General features: G+C 65.5%; 18 protein-coding genes. 16 read left to right on the plus strand and 2 right to left on the minus strand.

Features of this window, described 5'->3' with window-relative positions; all coding sequences use genetic code 11:
- From H5T60_03010 to H5T60_03060, 11 genes are all read left to right on the plus strand, one after another.
- Positions 1-148: hypothetical protein (locus H5T60_03010; GenBank protein MBC7241399.1), on the plus strand; the 148-nt coding region annotated here is incomplete at its 5' end.
- Entirely contained in the window at positions 145-1,008 is an 864-nt protein-coding gene (locus H5T60_03015) for a CoB--CoM heterodisulfide reductase iron-sulfur subunit B family protein (GenBank protein MBC7241400.1), read from the plus strand. The genes H5T60_03010 and H5T60_03015, both read left to right, overlap by 4 nt.
- 99 nt (positions 1,009-1,107) lie before the next feature.
- On the plus strand, positions 1,108-1,671 hold the full coding sequence (locus tag H5T60_03020) for a GNAT family N-acetyltransferase (GenBank protein ID MBC7241401.1): 564 nt from the start codon (positions 1,108-1,110) through the stop codon (positions 1,669-1,671).
- 25 nt (positions 1,672-1,696) lie between these two features.
- Complete coding sequence (locus H5T60_03025) at positions 1,697-4,795, plus strand: FAD-dependent oxidoreductase (GenBank protein ID MBC7241402.1); 3,099 nt, start codon at positions 1,697-1,699, stop codon at positions 4,793-4,795.
- Complete coding sequence (locus H5T60_03030) at positions 4,789-5,496, plus strand: CBS domain-containing protein (GenBank protein ID MBC7241403.1); 708 nt, start codon at positions 4,789-4,791, stop codon at positions 5,494-5,496. The genes H5T60_03025 and H5T60_03030 overlap by 7 nt, the downstream gene beginning before the upstream one ends.
- A gap of 6 nt (positions 5,497-5,502) precedes the next feature.
- The gene (locus tag H5T60_03035; protein ID MBC7241404.1) at positions 5,503-6,150 is read left to right on the plus strand and encodes a CBS domain-containing protein; all 648 of its coding nucleotides are present in this window, start codon (positions 5,503-5,505) and stop codon (positions 6,148-6,150) included.
- Positions 6,151-6,164: 14 nt separating this feature from the next.
- The gene (locus tag H5T60_03040; protein MBC7241405.1) at positions 6,165-6,587 is read left to right on the plus strand and encodes a hydrogenase iron-sulfur subunit; all 423 of its coding nucleotides are present in this window, start codon (positions 6,165-6,167) and stop codon (positions 6,585-6,587) included.
- A 29-nt stretch (positions 6,588-6,616) separates the two neighbouring features.
- Complete coding sequence (locus H5T60_03045) at positions 6,617-7,729, plus strand: 4Fe-4S dicluster domain-containing protein (GenBank protein ID MBC7241406.1); 1,113 nt, start codon at positions 6,617-6,619, stop codon at positions 7,727-7,729.
- Between the two features lie 29 nt (positions 7,730-7,758).
- Entirely contained in the window at positions 7,759-8,439 is a 681-nt protein-coding gene (locus tag H5T60_03050; GenBank protein MBC7241407.1) for a 4Fe-4S dicluster domain-containing protein, read from the plus strand.
- Positions 8,440-8,484: 45 nt separating this feature from the next.
- Positions 8,485-10,098 (plus strand): FAD-binding protein, encoded by a 1,614-nt coding sequence (locus H5T60_03055; protein ID MBC7241408.1) that lies wholly within the window; start codon positions 8,485-8,487, stop codon positions 10,096-10,098.
- A 26-nt stretch (positions 10,099-10,124) separates the two neighbouring features.
- Entirely contained in the window at positions 10,125-10,745 is a 621-nt protein-coding gene (locus H5T60_03060; protein ID MBC7241409.1) for an FAD-dependent thymidylate synthase, read from the plus strand.
- A gap of 21 nt (positions 10,746-10,766) precedes the next feature.
- On the opposite strand, the gene H5T60_03065 is transcribed toward H5T60_03060, so the two are convergent.
- Positions 10,767-11,150 (minus strand): DUF2917 domain-containing protein, encoded by a 384-nt coding sequence (locus H5T60_03065; GenBank protein ID MBC7241410.1) that lies wholly within the window; start codon positions 11,148-11,150, stop codon positions 10,767-10,769.
- Positions 11,151-11,360: 210 nt separating this feature from the next.
- Here H5T60_03065 and H5T60_03070 point away from each other — a divergent pair, with 210 nt between their 5' ends.
- A complete protein-coding gene (locus tag H5T60_03070; GenBank protein ID MBC7241411.1) occupies positions 11,361-12,809 on the plus strand; it encodes a PLP-dependent aminotransferase family protein in 1,449 nt (482 codons plus the stop codon).
- A gap of 45 nt (positions 12,810-12,854) precedes the next feature.
- Here H5T60_03070 and H5T60_03075 read toward each other — a convergent pair whose 3' ends face one another.
- The gene (locus H5T60_03075; protein ID MBC7241412.1) at positions 12,855-13,082 is read right to left on the minus strand and encodes a hypothetical protein; all 228 of its coding nucleotides are present in this window, start codon (positions 13,080-13,082) and stop codon (positions 12,855-12,857) included.
- Between the two features lie 114 nt (positions 13,083-13,196).
- Here H5T60_03075 and H5T60_03080 point away from each other — a divergent pair, with 114 nt between their 5' ends.
- The 4 genes from H5T60_03080 to H5T60_03095 all read left to right on the plus strand — a co-directional run.
- On the plus strand, positions 13,197-14,762 hold the full coding sequence (locus H5T60_03080) for a PAS domain S-box protein (protein ID MBC7241413.1): 1,566 nt from the start codon (positions 13,197-13,199) through the stop codon (positions 14,760-14,762).
- Between the two features lie 33 nt (positions 14,763-14,795).
- Positions 14,796-15,533 (plus strand): response regulator transcription factor, encoded by a 738-nt coding sequence (locus H5T60_03085; GenBank protein ID MBC7241414.1) that lies wholly within the window; start codon positions 14,796-14,798, stop codon positions 15,531-15,533.
- A 121-nt stretch (positions 15,534-15,654) separates the two neighbouring features.
- On the plus strand, positions 15,655-15,891 hold the full coding sequence (locus tag H5T60_03090; GenBank protein ID MBC7241415.1) for a hypothetical protein: 237 nt from the start codon (positions 15,655-15,657) through the stop codon (positions 15,889-15,891).
- A 65-nt stretch (positions 15,892-15,956) separates the two neighbouring features.
- Positions 15,957-16,427 (plus strand): Hsp70 family protein (locus H5T60_03095; GenBank protein MBC7241416.1); only part of this gene is annotated, 471 nt, incomplete at its 3' end.

A 16,427-nucleotide genomic window follows, 5' to 3' on the forward strand; every position in this document is an offset into this window, starting at 1 on the left:
CTCCAACCTGGACCTAGGGGCGAAGTTGCTCCTGGCCCGCAAACTGCCGCCGCTCCCTCAGCGCATCCGCGGCCGGCAGGAGGTAGCGCGCATCTTCGAGACGGCCGGCGCGCATGGGCCGGCGGAATCCCCGGAGGAACAACCATGAGCCGCGCCTACGCCTTCTACCCCGGCTGTACCCTGCATTCCACGGGCGTGGAATACGGGGTGTCGGCCCGGGCGGTGTGCCGGGCCTTGGGGGTGGAGCTGGTCGAGATCGAGGATTGGAACTGCTGTGGGGCTTCCTCCGCGCACAGCCTGGGCGGCGAGCTGGCGGATGCCCTGCCGGCGCGCAACATCCTGCTGGCACAGCCGCAGGCACGCGATATCGCCATCCCCTGCGCCGCCTGCTACGGCCGGCTTTCCAGCGCCGACCGCCGCCTGCGGGAGGATGAGGCCTTCCGCCGGCAGATGGAGGAGATCACTGGCAGGGAATATGCCGGCGCGGCGCGGCCGCGCGCGCTCCTCGATATCCTGACCTCCGATTTCCCCCCGGAGGAACTGCGGGCACACCTGCGCCGGCCGCTGGTCGGCCTCCAGCCGGTGAGCTATTACGGCTGTCTCCTGCTCCGCCCGCCGCAGATCGCCGGCGGCTGGGACGACACCGAGCACCCGGTCAAGCTGGACCGCCTGCTGGGACTGCTGGGGGCAGAGCCGCGCCCCTGGACCTATGCCACGGACTGTTGCGGCGCCAGCATGACCCTGAACCGCGGGGACATCGTGGCCCGGCTGGTGGGCCGGCTGGTGGACGCGGCGGAGGACGCCGGCGCCAACTGCATCGTCACCGCCTGCCCGCTCTGTCAAGCGAACCTGGACGGCCGGCAGGGCCGGCGCCCTCAGCCGATGCCGGTCTTTTACGTCACCGAACTGCTGGGGCTGGCGATGGGGCTGGACGAGGTGGTCGGCCTGTTCGGCCGGCATATGGTGGACCCGCGCCCCCTTTTGCGCCGGCTGGGGTTGTTACCGTAAAAGGGGAGTTGCGCCCTGCCTGTCTCGCATTATAATTAGCGCAACGCGGCGAAGACGTCCACACAACGGCAGAGCATGAAGAGGCCAGGGGAGGCAAACATGTTAGACCGATTGTTAAATTACCGCCACATCGAAATCCTGAAGGAAGGACCACGCGTGCTCTTCCGCCCACTGCTGGCCGACGATGCAGAGAAGCTGATCGATCTGCTGTCGCGCGTCAGCCCGGAGGACAAGGAATATTTTCGCTTTGATATTTCCACCCCCGAATCCATCATGCAGTGGTGCAAAAACATCGATTATTCCCGCATTTTCCCCCTCATCGCGCTGGTCAATGAGCGCATTGTGGGGCTGTCCACGCTGTTCGTGGGGGAGAATTATACCCGGCATATTGCCTGGATCCATATTTATCTCGACAAGGAATTCCGCCGGCGCGGCATCGGCACCGCCATGATCCGCTCCCAAGTCGACATCGCCCGTATGATGGGGCTCCAGCAGGTCATCGCCGAGGTCGCTGTCACCCAGCCCAAAGTGATCCGCGCCTTCGAGGAGTTGGGCTTCAAGCTGGAGTACCAGCATCGCGACTATTTCATCACCCATGATGGGGAGACGTATGATATGGCGGTGCTGGTGATGTACCTCGCCGACCACCGCGGCGAGTTCTGAGCCGGCGAATGGGGAACGCATAGAGATGCCGCTGTCTGCTCGGGACGAGCACCTGGAACGCGTGGATGTCGCTGTCATCGGCGCCGGCATCGTCGGCCTGCAGGCCGCCTTCCTGCTGACCAGCCTGGGCCGGCGGGTCGCCCTGCTCGACACCGCCCCCTGGATCGGCGGTTCCTTCCATCTGCTGGACCGCACCTTCCCCACCGATTCGTGCGGGTTGTGCTTCATGGAGGCAGGCCTCTCGCCAACCTTCTGCCCCACCCTGGAGAGCGCCCGCAATCCCCTGCTGTCCATTCATCCACTGACCCAGGTCGCCGCAGTGGAGGGCCGGGCCGGCGATTTCCGCCTGACGCTCCGCCAGCTCCCCCGCTATGTGGACCCGGCCCGCTGTACCGCCTGCGGGGAGTGCCTGGCCGTTTGCCCCGTGTCGAGGCCATCTTTCGATGAAGGCGCCCTCGCCCCCCGACAGGCCATCTATCGGCCACCCTGGCGGGCGGTGCCGCGCGCCTTTGTCATTGACCCACTGCTCTGCACCCACTGCGGCGCTTGTGTGGAGGCCTGCCCCGAGGGCGCCGTGGACCTGGATATGCCGGCACAGACCCTGACCCTGCACGCCGGCGCCGTGATCACCGCGCCGGGCTTCGAGCCTTTTCCAGCGGAGCGCAAGGGGGAATACGGATTCGGTGTGCTGGACAATGTGGTGACCAGCCTCCAGTTCGAGCGTATGATCAGCTTCTCAGGCAGTACGCGGGGCCGGCTGGTGCGTCCATCGGATGGCCGGCCGGCGCGCCGGCTGGCGTTCATTAGCTGTGTCGGCTCGCGCGACGTGAGCGTTGGCCGCCCGTACTGCTCCTCCATCTGCTGTATGATCACCGCCAAGCAGGCCGCCATCTCCCGGGAGCTGGATGCGCAGGCCTCCTGCACCGTGTTCTACATTGACCTGCGCGCGCAGGGCCGGGACGATGAGTATTATATGGCCCGCCGGCTGAACGCTCCCGGCATCCGCTACGTGCGATGTCAGGTCTCCACCATCAAGCAGTCCCAGCGCACCCGCGACGTCATCATCGAATACTGGGACGAGGCCGGCCAGCGTCGGGAGGAATCCTTCGACCTGGCGGTGCTGGCGGTGGGATTCGGGCCGCCGGCGGAAGCCGCCGCGCTGGCGCGGGCATTGGGGATCGAGCTGAATGAGCTGGGCTTCGCGCGCACCGCCACCCTCCGGCCGGCCGAAAGCTCGCGGCCGGGCGTGTTCGCCGCCGGCGCGTTCCGCGAGCCGAAGGATATCGTCCACAGCGTGGTGGAGGCCGGCGCCGCGGCGGCCCTGGCCGCAACATTGACGCCGGCCGCTCCTCTCGCCGCGGAAGAAGCCCCGCCGCTACGGCCGGGGCTGGAAGATGAACCGCCGCGATTGGGCATTTTCCTGGGGGAGGCCGGCCGGCAGTACGCCGCACTGCTGGAAAACCTGGAGCGCCACCTGCGCCGGCTGAGAAGTGTGGCGCGGGTGGAGCGCATCCCCTCGCTGGCCTCGCCGGCCGGCCGGGACGCCCTGCTCCAGCGCGCCAGCGAGGCCGGCCTGAACCGGCTGGTCATCGTGGACGCGTCTCCACGCTTCGCGCCGGCCGCGGAGGCGAACCTGGGACAGGTCCTGCGCGGCCTGGGCCTGCCCGACTCGGCCGTCGAGCCGGTGGATATGGACCCATGGCCGCCGGCCGGTTGTGACATGCCGGCCCGCTCCGTCAATGGGCTTTGGGACAGCGTGCGCATGGCGGCGGCCGGCCTCCTGCGCCGGCCTCTCACGCCGCGCCCGGCGGTCGCAGTTTCCCCGACACCACCGGCCGCCGAATCCCTGGATGCCGTGGTGATAGGGGGAGGGGCGGCCGGCATCTCGGCGGCGCTGACCATGGCGGAGCTGGGACTGCGCGTCCTGCTGGTCGAGCAGTCACCGCACCTGGGCGGGCATCTGCGGGAGCTTGCCGGCGCCCTCGACGGAGAAGAGCCGGCGGAGTGGCTTGCGGAGCGCATCCAGCGGATGGAACAGGCCGGCGTCCGCGTGCGCACCCATACCACCGTTATCCGCGCTTCTCGCCAACCGGATGACAGCTATTTGCTGGAGCTGGCGTCGCCGGAGGGGCAGGGACAGGTGCAGGCCAGCGCGCTGGTCATTGCCGCGGGAAGCCTGCCGGCGCAACCCTCCAGCTTCAGCTATGGACAGGACCAGCGCGTGATGACGCAGGATGAGCTGGCGCGCCGGCTGGAGGCCGGCGAGGACCCCGGCGATGTGATCATGATCCAGTGCGTCGAGTCGCGCACCGCCGAACGCCCTTACTGCAGTCGCACCTGCTGTGCGCAGGCACTGCGACATGCCCTGCGGATTAAAGAGGCCTGGCCGGCGCGGCAGGTGGTCATCCTGTACCGCGATCTGCGCGCCTTTGGGCACTATGAGCTGGATTATCTGGCGGCGCGCCGCGCCGGCGTGCGCTTCGTCCGCTACGAGCCGCATCGGCCGCCGCAGGTGCGTGCCCATACCGCCGGCCGCCTGGAGGTCGAGGTGATGGATGCCCTGCTGGGCCAGCCCATACGCCTGCCGGCCGATTCCCTGGTGTTGAGCGTCGGGGTGACGCCGGCGGCACTGCCCCACTGGTTACAGGAGCTGGGCGTGCCGGTGCATGCCGATGGCTTCCTGATCCCTGAGCACCTGAAGATGCGTCCGCTGAGCCTGGGCAAGCCCGGCATATTTGCCTGCGGCGCAGTGCTGGGCCCCTGTTTTGCGGAGGAGGCTGTCCTGCAGGGACAGGCGGCTGCCGCCCACGCGGCGGCCTATCTCGCGGAGCGGACCCGCCGGCGCGCGGCAGTGGAAAGCGTTGCCTTCGTCAACGAGCGGCTGTGCTCCGGCTGTGAGCTGTGCGTGCGTGCCTGCCCCTTCGAGGCCAGGGTGATGAACGTCGAACGGCATGTAGCGGAGGTGCGGGCGGCCTTTTGTGCCGGCTGTGGCACCTGCGCCATGGTATGTCCCAACGGCGCCTCGCAACAGCGGCTGTTCGAGACGCCGGCTGTGCTCCAGGTCATTGACGCCGCTCTCGACAGCCTGTGGGAGGCGCCGCTCCCGGAGGAGAAACCATGCTAGTCCGTCACTATATGACACCCAACCCGGTGACCATCCTGCCCACCGCCTCGGTGGAGGATGCCTTCTACATCATGCACGAGAAGGGGGTGCACCACCTGCCGGTGCAGGATTACGCCGGCAGGCTGGTGGGCTTCGTGGCCGAACACGATCTCCTATTGGTCTCCCCCTCCCCAACCGCGGCTATCACCCTGCACGAGATGCTGTATCAACTGGCCCAGGTGAAGATTTCCAGCATTATGAGCGAGCATCCCGTCACCGTGGATGCCGACGCCCCGCTGGAAGAGGCCGCACGGCTGATGGTAGAGCATAAGCTGGATGCCCTGCCGGTGCTCAGCCAGGGGGAACTGGTGGGCATTATCACCGAGACCGATATTTTCCAGGTGTTCCTGGAGGTGCTGGATACCCCGGTGCCGGCGGTGCGGCTTTCCATGCTTATCCCCGATGAAAAGGGAGTCATCGCCTATCTCTGCCGGCATATTGCGGCCGCCGGTGGGAACATCCTCAGCGCCGGCGAGTTTCACGGCCCCAAGCCCGGCACACGTCAGCTCACCCTACGCATCGCCGAAGTGCCGCTGGAACAGGTGCGCGCCATCGCGGAACGGGCTGTGCAGGAGCGTGGATTTGTCCTGCTGGATATCCGGGAATGCGCGCCGGCGGAGAAGGCCGGCCCTGCCGAGGCCGGGCCGGCTGGAAAGGAGTAAGAGCAGATGTTAGTTGCGGAACGCATGTCACGCCAGCCTGTGGCGGTCTCTCCCGACCTGCCCCTGCCGGAGGCACTGCGCCTGATGCGCGAAAAACGGGTGCGCCGCCTGCCGGTCGTGGACGAAAGCGGCCGACTCATCGGCATTGTCTCGGAAAAGGACCTGCTGTACGCCGCGCCCTCGCCGGCGACCACCCTCAGCATTTACGAAATGCAGTACCTCCTGACGCGCATCACTGTGAAGGATGTGATGACCAGCGAGGTCTTCACAGTGCGCGAATCCAATACCATTGAAGAAGCGGCCCGCCTGATGGTACAGCACAAGATCGGCGGTCTGCCGGTGGTGGACGACGCCGGCAAGCTCATCGGCATCATCACCGAGACCGATCTGTTCAAGACCTTCCTGGAACTGCTGGGCGGTTGGGAGCACGGGGTGCGCGCCACCGTGCTCATTCTGGACCAGAAGGGCGAGCTGTGCCGGCTGGCCGAAGTCATCGCCGGCATAGGCGGCAACATCGTCAGCCTGGGCACGTTTATGGGCGAGGACCCGGCCACCCGTCAGATACTCTTGAAGATCGCGGATGTCGGCATCGAGGAGCTGACCCAGGCATTACAGCCGGCGGTGCTGAAAGTCCTGGACATCCGCGAGACCTGATCCTGGGAGGAAATATGGCTGATTTCGAGCCGCGCATCGTGGCCTTCCTGTGCAACTGGTGCACCTACACGGCGGCAGACCTGGCCGGCACCTCGCGCCTGCAGTACCCGCCCAATGTGCGCGTCATCCGGCTGATGTGCACCGGCGCCCTGGACCCGGTCTACGTCTCCAAAGCCCTGCTGGAGGGGGCGGATGGGGTGCTCATCGGCGGGTGCCATCCTGGCGACTGCCATTATCAGAGCGGCAACTACAAGGCCCGCCGGCGCATCGCCATCCTGCACACCATCCTGGCTCAGCTCGGCTTCGACCCCCAGCGGGTCTGGCTGAGATGGATCAGCGCCAGCGAGGGCCAGCGCTTTGCCGACACGGTCACCGAGATGGTGGAGCATCTCCGCCGGCTGGGCCCCAATCCCATGCGCGAGCTTCCCATGAGCTGAAACACCGGACATCGAGGTCACGAGATACGATGGCGATCCAAACCTGGTTACCTATAGAAGGGGAAGATGTCGCCGGCGCCCTGCGGAAATTCCTGGCCGGACTGCTGACCGCGGGGTATGTGGATGCCCTGCTGGTGCCGTGCCGGCTGGTCGGCGAGGAAGCGGTCACGCCGGCGCTGGTGGAGTCACCCGAGGCCCTGGAGGTCTGTGAGCCGCTGGCGCCGGTGATGTCCCACAATATGGCGGTCATGGCCGGCCGGCTGACGGTGATGGACACCGGCCGGCGTGTGGGCGTCTGGCTCCGCCCCTGCGAACTGCGCGCCCTCATCGAGCTGACCAAACTGCACCAGGCCACGCTGGACCATATCCTCACCATTGGGGTGGACTGTTTGGGCACCTACGAGCTGGCCGACTACGCCGCCATGGTGCGCGCCGGCAAACAGCCGGCGGAGCTGTGGCGGGGCGCCGCCGATGGAGAAGCCGTGCCGGCGGACGGCTATGTCCTGCGCAGTGCCTGCCGCATGTGCGAATACCCGACGGCCGCCGGCGCCGACATCCGCATCGGCCTGTTGGGCCTGGATTTCCCGCGGCAGGTGCTGGTGGAGAGCGAGGAGCCTTTGCCGGTGGAACTGCCGCCGGCAGAGATGCCGGCGCGCCGGCAGGAGGTGCTGGAACGGGTGCGGGAGCGGCGCACAGCGGAACGCGATGCGGTATTCGCCGCCTGGCGGGCGGAGGTGCCGGATCTGCGCCGGCTGGCCGAACGCTTCGCCACCTGCATCCGCTGTCACAACTGCATGGTGGCCTGCCCCATCTGCTACTGCAAGGAGTGCATTTTCCGCACTCCCACCTTCGACCATGAACCGGAACAGTACTTCCGCTGGGCGGAGCGCCGCGGCGTCCTCCGCATGCCTACCGACACCCTGCTGTTTCACATCACCCGGCTGAATCACATGGCCACATCCTGTGTGGGATGCGGGCTGTGCGAGAGCGCCTGCCCGAGCCACCTGCCGGTGGCGACGTTGTTCCGCTCGGTCGCGCAGTCGGTGCAGGCCTTGTTCAATTATGAGGCCGGCCGCAGTCTGGAGGATGAACTGCCGCTGGCCACCTTCCGCGAGGATGAGCTGACCGATTTGGGGAAATAAGAGCGCAATAGATTAGGAGGAGAGCAGGGATGGCTGAGGAGCTGGTTCCTGTCTATATCATGGGCAAGCGGTACGATGTCCCGCCCGGGCTGACCATTATGAAGGCCATGGAGTACGCCGGCTATCGGCTGGTGCGGGGCGTCGGCTGTCGCGCCGGCTTCTGCGGCGCCTGCGCCACGGTCTACCGCCTGGCCGGCGACTACCGTCTGCGCGTCGGGCTGGCCTGCCAGACAGTGGTGGAACCCGGCATGTACCTGGCGCAGATCCCCTTCTACCCCGCGCCGCGCGCCCAATATGATATCACCAAACTCCAGCCGACCTTTGCGACGCTGGTGTCCCTCTACCCGGAACTACTGCGCTGTCTGGGCTGTGGCACCTGCACCAAGGTCTGCCCGCAGGAGCTGGATGTCAAGGACATTATGGCGCGCGCCATGCGCGGCGATATCGCCGGCGTCGCCGACAAATCCTTCGACTGCATCATGTGCGGCATGTGCGTCTCGCGCTGTCCGGCAGAGGAGGCGCAGTACAACATCTTCATCCTGGCCCGCCGGCTCTATGGGCGCTACATCGCGCCTCGCGCGCAGCACCTGGCCAAGCGGGTGCAGGAGATCGAGGCCGGCCTGTATGACCAGGACATCCAGCGCCTGAAGTCGCTGTCCAACGCCGAACTGCGCCAGCTCTACAACAGCCGAGACATCGAACCGGAATAAACCGGCGTCCAGAGAGGAGCTCACACCATGGAATGGGATGGAAAGATGGGCTATCCGCCCGAAATGCGAGAATCCATCAAGAAGGTGGAAGCAACCCGGCCGGCGCGCCTGCATGAGACCTTCCCCATGATGTCCCCCCAGGAGAAAGAGGACATCCTGCGCCGCTTCCACCCCGATTATATCGCCTCGGCGTTCCGGGAGATCCGCATCGGGCCTAATAAGGGGGACCGCACGCCGCACGAGCTGGCCGATCTGCTGGAAGGCCGGCCGCTGATTGACCCGGACGCGTTAGACCTGGAGCAGGTTGACTATGACACCGATGTGCTCATCATCGGTGGGGGAGGCGCCGGCTCCGCGGCGGCACTGCTGGCTCGCGAGCAGGGCGCCAAGGTGATCATCGCCACGAAACTCCGTCACGGCGACGCCAACACCATGATGGCCCAAGGGGGCATCCAGGCGGCGGACAAGGAGAACGACTCGCCGGCCATCCATTACCTGGATGTCATGGGGGGCGGTCATTTTGTCAACGACCCCGACCTGGTGGAAGCGCTGGTGCGCGACGCCCCCATGGCGATCCAGTGGCTGGAGAGCCTGGGATGCATGTTTGATAAGGAGCCGGATGGGACGATGATCACCATCCACGGCGGCGGCACCTCGCGCAAGCGCATGCACTCGGCGCGCGACTATTCGGGTGCGGAGATCATGCGCACCCTGCGGGATGAGGTGCGCAGTCACCCGGAGGACATCACCGTGCTGGAGTTCTCGCCGGCCATCGAGCTGTTGATGGACGAGAAAGGACAGGTCGCCGGCGCGGTGCTCCAGAACCTGGAGACCGGGGAGCATCTGGTGGTGCGCGCCAAAGCGACCATTATTGCCACGGGAGGGAGCGGCCGGCTGCATTATCAGGGCTATCCCACCACCAACCACTACGGGGCTACCGGCGACGGGTTGGTGCTGGCCTATCGCGTGGGAGCGCGGCTGGCCTTCATCGACACGATGCAGTATCACCCCACCGGCGCCGCCTTCCCCGAACAAATCCTGGGCCTGCTGGTGACCGAGAAGGTGCGCGGCCTGGGTGCCCAGGTGGTCAACGCGGATGGCGAACAGTTCGTCTTCCCGCGCGAAACGCGCGATGTGGAGGCTTCCGCCATCATCCGGGAGTGCGTGGAGCGCGGCAAGGGCGTGCGCACCCCCACGGGCATGGTGGGCGTGTGGCTGGACTCCCCCATGATTGACATGATTCACGGGCCGGGCACCATCGCCCGGGCACTGCCGGCCATGGTGCGCCAGTTCGGCCGCTTCGGCATTGACATCACAAAGGAGCCTATGCTGGTCTATCCGACCCTGCACTACCAGAACGGCGGGGTGGCGATCAAGCCGGACGGCAGTACCGGCATCCCAGGCCTTTTCGTCGCCGGCGAGGCCTCCGGCGGCGTGCATGGGCGCAACCGCCTGATGGGCAATTCCCTGTTGGATGTGGTAGTCTTCGGCCGGCGCGCCGGGCGCGCCGCCGGCCAGTGGGCCAAGGAAGCGCGACTCGGCCGGCTGACTTTGGAACATGTGCGCGCCTGGAACCAGCAGTTGGCGCAGGCCGGCCTGCTGGAAACCGCCAAGCCCTCGCCCCAGGTCCTGCCCGACTACACGCGCAAGATCCGTTAAGGACGCTCTCTAGCTGGAGGAACATTATGCAGGTTGAGCTGATCGCGATCACGCGTTACCTGAAGGGCGGGGGCACGCCGGTGGAACTGCTGGAGTTCGCCGGCCGCGTCTGCTACCGCAGTGCGCCGCGCGGCGACGCCGGCGACTTCGTCATGAAGCGGGTGCGCGAGGGACATGAATCCATCATCGAACATGCCTCGGCGACCTTCTATATCACGGGCATCTCGCGCGCCTGCTCCCATCAATTGGTGCGCCACCGCCTGGCCAGCTACTCCCAGGAATCCCAGCGCTACGTGGATATGTCGGACGCCGAGTTCGTGGTGCCGCCGGCGGTCGCCGGCGACCCGGCCGCCATGGAAATCTGGAACGAGTTTATGGAGCAGGCCAGGGAAGCCTACCGCAAGCTGAGAGAACGGGGCGTGCGCAAAGAGGACAGCCGCTTCCTCCTGCCCAATGCCACGGCCACACGTATCGTGGTGACGATGAACTTCCGCGAACTGCGGCACTTCTTCCGGGTGCGCTGTCGGCAGGACGCGCAGTGGGAGATTCGCGAGCTGGCCAAGGAGATGTTGCGCCAGATATATGCGGTGGCGCCGGCGGTTTTCGCCGACCTGTATGAGGAGTTCATCGGTGCGCCGGCGCAGTGACCGGCCGGCGCACCGATCCCCTCATGTGAAGATGGCATCCTCATAGCGGCCGCGATAGGGGATGGTCTGCAAAGCCGGCGTCAGCAACAGCTCCGCATCGCTCAACGCCTGCAGGACGACGGTGCCCGGCTGGGCGATGACGAACATCTGGCCCGGTTCCAGCACGTAGTCCCGGACATCGGCTTCCTGGGTCACCCAGACGCGGCCCCGCCGGCAGACGATGATGCGCCAGCGATTGGCACCCGAAAGGCGCAGTAGCTCGCCGGCGGACAGCTCCATCCGCTCCATCAATCCCGGCCGCAGATTGACGACCGGTACCGCCAACCCTTCGCTCCGCACCCCCTCGGCACGCGGCTTCTTTGCCACCGTCAGCACCAGACTGGTTCTCGGTTTGAACGTGGTCATATTCACCTCCTGCCGGCCGCACTGCCGGCGTATCCATCTCTACGAAACCGTGACAGCTCTATAATAAGTGTACTTGAAAAGACCGGAGGTGTACAGATACAGAGAATCCAATCTGTTACCTAACAGATTAAATCTTTTGGCAACTGTACTGGTCGATTCGAGGAGGTTCTGTATCTTTCGATCGGCTTTCATCTGTGCTATAATGGGGGTATGGGAGAGCCACAGCAGTCTTTCGAGTATGAGCAAATCGCCGGCGAGATCACCCGCTGGATCGAGAGCGGTATCTTCCGCCCCGGCGACCGTCTGCCCTCTGTGCGGCAGATGAGCCAGCAGAAGCGGGTCAGCATCACCACGGTGCTGACCGCCTATTATCTGCTGGAGGCGCGTGGGGTCATTGAGGCGCGCCCCCGCTCCGGCTTTTATGTGCGCACCGCACTGCCGGCGGCTCTGCCGGAGCCGGAGATATCGGCACCCAGCCTGGATCCGACCCAGGTGAGCGTGCGCGACCTGGTGACCATGGTCCTGCGAGATGCCCTCAACCCCAAGCTGGTACAGCTCGGCGTGGCGCACCCGAACCCCTCGCTCACTGCCACGCGCAAGCTGAACCGTATCATGAGCGCCATCGCGCGCCAGATGGGGGAACAGAGCGGGGTATATGCCATGCCGGCCGGCTGTGATGCCCTGCGCCTCCAGATCGCCCAGCGCATGGTGGCCGCCGGCTGTAACCTGACGCCCTCGGACATCATCATCACCTCCGGCTGTGCGGAGGCGATCACGCTCTGCCTGCGGGCGATCTGCCGGCCGGGGGATATCGTGGCGATCGAATCCCCCATCTGCTTTGACGCTCTGCAGACACTGGAAGTGCTCGGCCTGCAGGCATTGGAGATACCCACGCACCCCCGCGAGGGCATCAGCCTGGATGCCCTGCGCTTCGCTGTCGAAAACACGCCCGTGCGCGCCTGCCTGGTCATCTCCAATTTCAACAATCCCCTGGGGAGCTGTATGCCGGACGCCAAGAAGCGCGAGCTGGTGGCCCTGCTCGCCAAACACGATATCCCGCTCATCGAGAACAACATCTTTGGGGAAATCTATTTCTCGGGGAAGCGCCCGACGGTTGCCAAGGCCTACGACCGCAAGGGGTTGGTCCTGCTTTGTTCCTCGTTCTCCAAGGACCTGTCCCCGGGTTATCGCGTGGGCTGGACGGCGCCGGGGCGCTTCGCGCCGGCGGTCGAGTGGCTCAAGTACACCTCTTCACTGGCCACCGCGACCCTGCCCCAACTGGCTATCGCCCAGTTCCTGGCCAGCGGAAGCTATGACCACCACCTGCGCCATATCCGCCGCGCATATGCCCGGAATGTGGCAGAGCTGTCCCTGGCGGTAACGCGCTATTTCCCGCACGGCACCCGCGTCACGCGGCCGGCCGGCGGCTTCCTGCTCTGGATCCAGCTCCCGGAGCACGTAGACTCCCTGGAATTATACCGGCGCGCGCTGAAGGCCGGCATCGCCATTACCCCCGGCTACATCTTCTCCGCCGGTGAGCGCTACCGCAACTTCATCCGTCTGAACGCCGCCAACTGGTCGCCGGCGGCGGAGGGAGCGGTGCGCACACTGGGCTCCCTGGTCGAGGAATTGATGAGGGACCCTGCCAGCCGGCGCTGAGCGCCTTTCCTCACGTCATGGCCGCACCGGCCATTCCGTCGAGCCTCATTCCGGACACTGGAGCGCGATGAACTCCAGCCACTCGATGCCCTCCGCGCACTGCTCGCCGGCCGGCTCCGCACCGTACCAACCGGCCCATGGCACGCCGTGCTGGTCCAGGACGAAGAGCATGGCGTCGTCTGGCAATGCGCCGGGGAGCAGGCCGGCATACATATGGCGCAACGCACCCTCGCCGTCGATCACCCCATGGAGCCGACGTCCCGGCAGAAACATCCATCCAAACACTCTACCAACCGGTGTTCCTTATGGTATAATGAGTCCGCGTGGGTCGCAAATAGGCCATACGGACACAGCGGCGCTGTGTCCTACACAGGACAGGGGCTTGCCATGTTCGACTACCGCCTGCGACAGCGAGATTATCTGCTGGCCATCAGCCGGGCCATGACCTCCCGGCTGGACGTGCGCGCCGTGCTCCGGCTCATCCTGAAAAGTGCGGCCGAACTGCTGGGCGCCGATGTCGCCCTCATCGCTGTGCGGGATAACCAGGACTCGTTCCGCATCCGGGCGGCGTACGGCATCCCCGCTCAGAAACTGCATCTGTTCACTCCTCTGCTGGAGGATATTCCGGTACTGCCGGCCGGCTGGTCCATACCGGACCTGTCCTGGCGACTGCATCTCGTCAGCTCTGCCGCCGGCCTGCCCCTGCGCCAGGTCATCGCCCTGCCCATGATGATCGGCGACCAACTGATCGGCGTCGTCTACGTTTTCCGGCTCACCGGCCTGGCCTTCTCCGAGGACGACCGTCAGGTGCTGGCCAGCTTCGCCGACCAGGCGGCCATCGCCATCCACAACGCCCGCCTGTACCAGCAGTTGCTGGCGGAGAAGCGCCGGCTGGACGCCATCATCGAGCACAGCGCCGACGGCATCATGATCTTGGACGCGCACTGTCGGGTGGAGGTCATCAACCGGGCGCTGGAGCGCATGACCGGCTGGCGCGCCGGCGATGCCGTGGGCCGGCACTGCTCGGAAGTGCTGACCGCGGTCAACGCCCAGGGCCAGCCCCTGTGCGGCAAGATATGCACGGCGCTGGAGCAGGCGGAGGAGCCGGCCGGCGCGGAGGAAACGCTCTATCTCGAGGGAGATATCGTCCGACCGGACGGCAGTAAGGTCTCCGTCGGCATCAACCATTCCCTGCTCTGGGACGAGGAAGGCCGGCTGTTGAACATCATCCTCGATGTGCATGACATCACCCGCTTCCGTCAGGCGGAGGAACTGCAATCCACCTTTATCTCGGTCATCTCCCACGAGCTGAAGACGCCGGTAGCGCTCATCAAGGGCTACGCCAGCACATTGAGCCGGGAGGACGCCCACTGGGACGAGGCGACGGTGCGCGAGGGACTGCGCATCATCGAGGAGGAGAGCGATCGTCTGGATCAGCTTATCAGCAACCTGCTGGACGCCTCGCGCATCCAGGCCGGCGGCCTCAAGCTGGAGCTGACCGACGTATCCCTGCCGCGTCTGGCGGAGAAAATCGTGAACCGTCTGCGCACGCAGACCTCGGTGCACCGCTTCGAGCTTGCCTTCCCGCCCGACTTCCCGCCGGTCTTTGCCGATGAGGAGCGCATCAGCCAGGTGCTCTACAACCTCCTGAACAACGCGGTGAAGTACTCCCCGCGCGGCGGCACCATCCGGGTGGGCGGCCAGGCCCTGGATCGCGAGGTGTTGGTGTACGTCTCGGACGAGGGCATCGGCATCCCGAAAGAGGAGCAGGCCAACCTGTTCCAGCGCTTTTATCGGGTGGATTCCGGCCTGCGCCGGCAGACCCCCGGCGTGGGCCTGGGACTGTACCTCAGCCGCGCCATCATCGAGGCGCACGGCGGGCGCATCTGGGTAGAGAGCGAGGCCGGCAAAGGCGCCACCTTCTATTTCACCCTGCCGCGCATCGCGGCATGACACCGCGCATACTGGAAGCGAAAGGGGGCGGACATGGCAAAACGCCATATCTTGGTGGTAGATGACGAATCCCGCATTGTGCGCTTTGTGCGCATGAATCTGGAGCTGGAAGGCTTTCGCGTCAGCGAGGCCAATACTGGCCGCGAGGCCATTGAAAAGGTGCGGGATGACCTGCCGGACCTGGTACTGCTGGACGTTATGCTCCCGGATATGGATGGGTTCGAGGTGCTGAAGGAAATCCGCAGTTTCTCCTCTGTGCCGGTCATTATGCTGACGGTCAAGGGCGAAGAGGAAGACCGGGTGCGCGGGTTGGACCTGGGAGCGGATGATTACATCACCAAGCCGTTCAGCCCGCGCGAGCTGACCAGCCGCATCAAAGCGGTACTGCGCCGCGCGGAAGCGGCCATGCCGGCCTCCCAGGGGCTGGTGGTGATTGATGAGGACCTGCAGATCGACTTCGACCAGCGCGAGGTGATCGTGCGGGGAAACCGGGTCAAGCTCCGCCCGACGGAGTATCGGCTCCTGTATCACTTAGTGAACAACGCCGGCTGGGTGATGACCCATGAGATGCTGTTGTCCAAGGTCTGGGGGCACGAGTACCGCGACGACCACCAGCTTCTGCGCCTCTACATCACCTACCTTCGCCAGAAAATCGAGCCGGACCCCTCCAACCCGAAGTACATCCTCACGGAGCACGGGATTGGCTACCGCTTTGTGGACTTTCTCGGCCGGCGCGCCGGCCGCGGCCGCGAAGCCTCCGATGCCGGCTGACGGTCCCCATGCAACTCTAATGAAATTCTAACAAATCTCTAGCACACTTCTAACACGCCGCGCATACAATGGGAATAGCCCATTGTGGGCAGAACCTTGCATGCCGGCGAAGAGGTGGGAGATGACGACGAGATGGCAGTGTGCTAACTGCGGCATTGTGTTTTCGTGGCGCCCCACGGTCATCCGCGGCACCGTCTACTGCTGTGTGGGATGCAGTCGCGGAGGGCCGTGCACATGCGATTACGCGCACCTGCCGACCATGGACCAGAGCCTGCCTCTGGCCAAGGCGAGCAGGCAGGGCCGTGTGATGCCGCGCCCGGACGCCGGCCCTGAGTCCACGAACGACGCCCGGGCGTAATGCCCGTACGCCGGCATGTCACAGCGCAGAAATCATATCACAGTTATCAGATAGGAGGGTACACTATGGGTAAGATCGTAGGAATTGACCTGGGCACGACCAACTCGGTGATTGCCGTGTTAGAGGGCGGCGAGCCGGTGGTCATCCCCAACGCGGAAGGGAGCCGCACCACGCCCTCGGTGGTGGCGTTCACCAAGACCGGCGAGCGGCTGGTGGGCGCGCCGGCGAAGCGCCAGGCCATCGTCAACCCGGAGAACACCGTCTTCTCCATCAAGCGCTTCATGGGCCGGCGCTTCGAGGAAGTCGAGGAAGAGCGCAAACGCGTGCCGTATAAGGTGGTGAAGGGGCCTGCCGGCGATGCTCGCGTCTACATCCCGGTCATGGGCCGGGAATACACGCCCCAGGAAATCTCGGCCATGATCCTGCAGAAGCTCAAGCGCGATGCCGAGGCCTACCTGGGCGAACCGGTGACGAAAGCCGTTATCACCGTGCCGGCCTATTTCAACGACTCGCAGCGTCAGGCTACCAAGGACGCC

This window comes from Anaerolineae bacterium (genome assembly GCA_014360855.1).
Classification (GTDB): domain Bacteria; phylum Chloroflexota; class Anaerolineae; order JACIWP01; family JACIWP01; genus JACIWP01.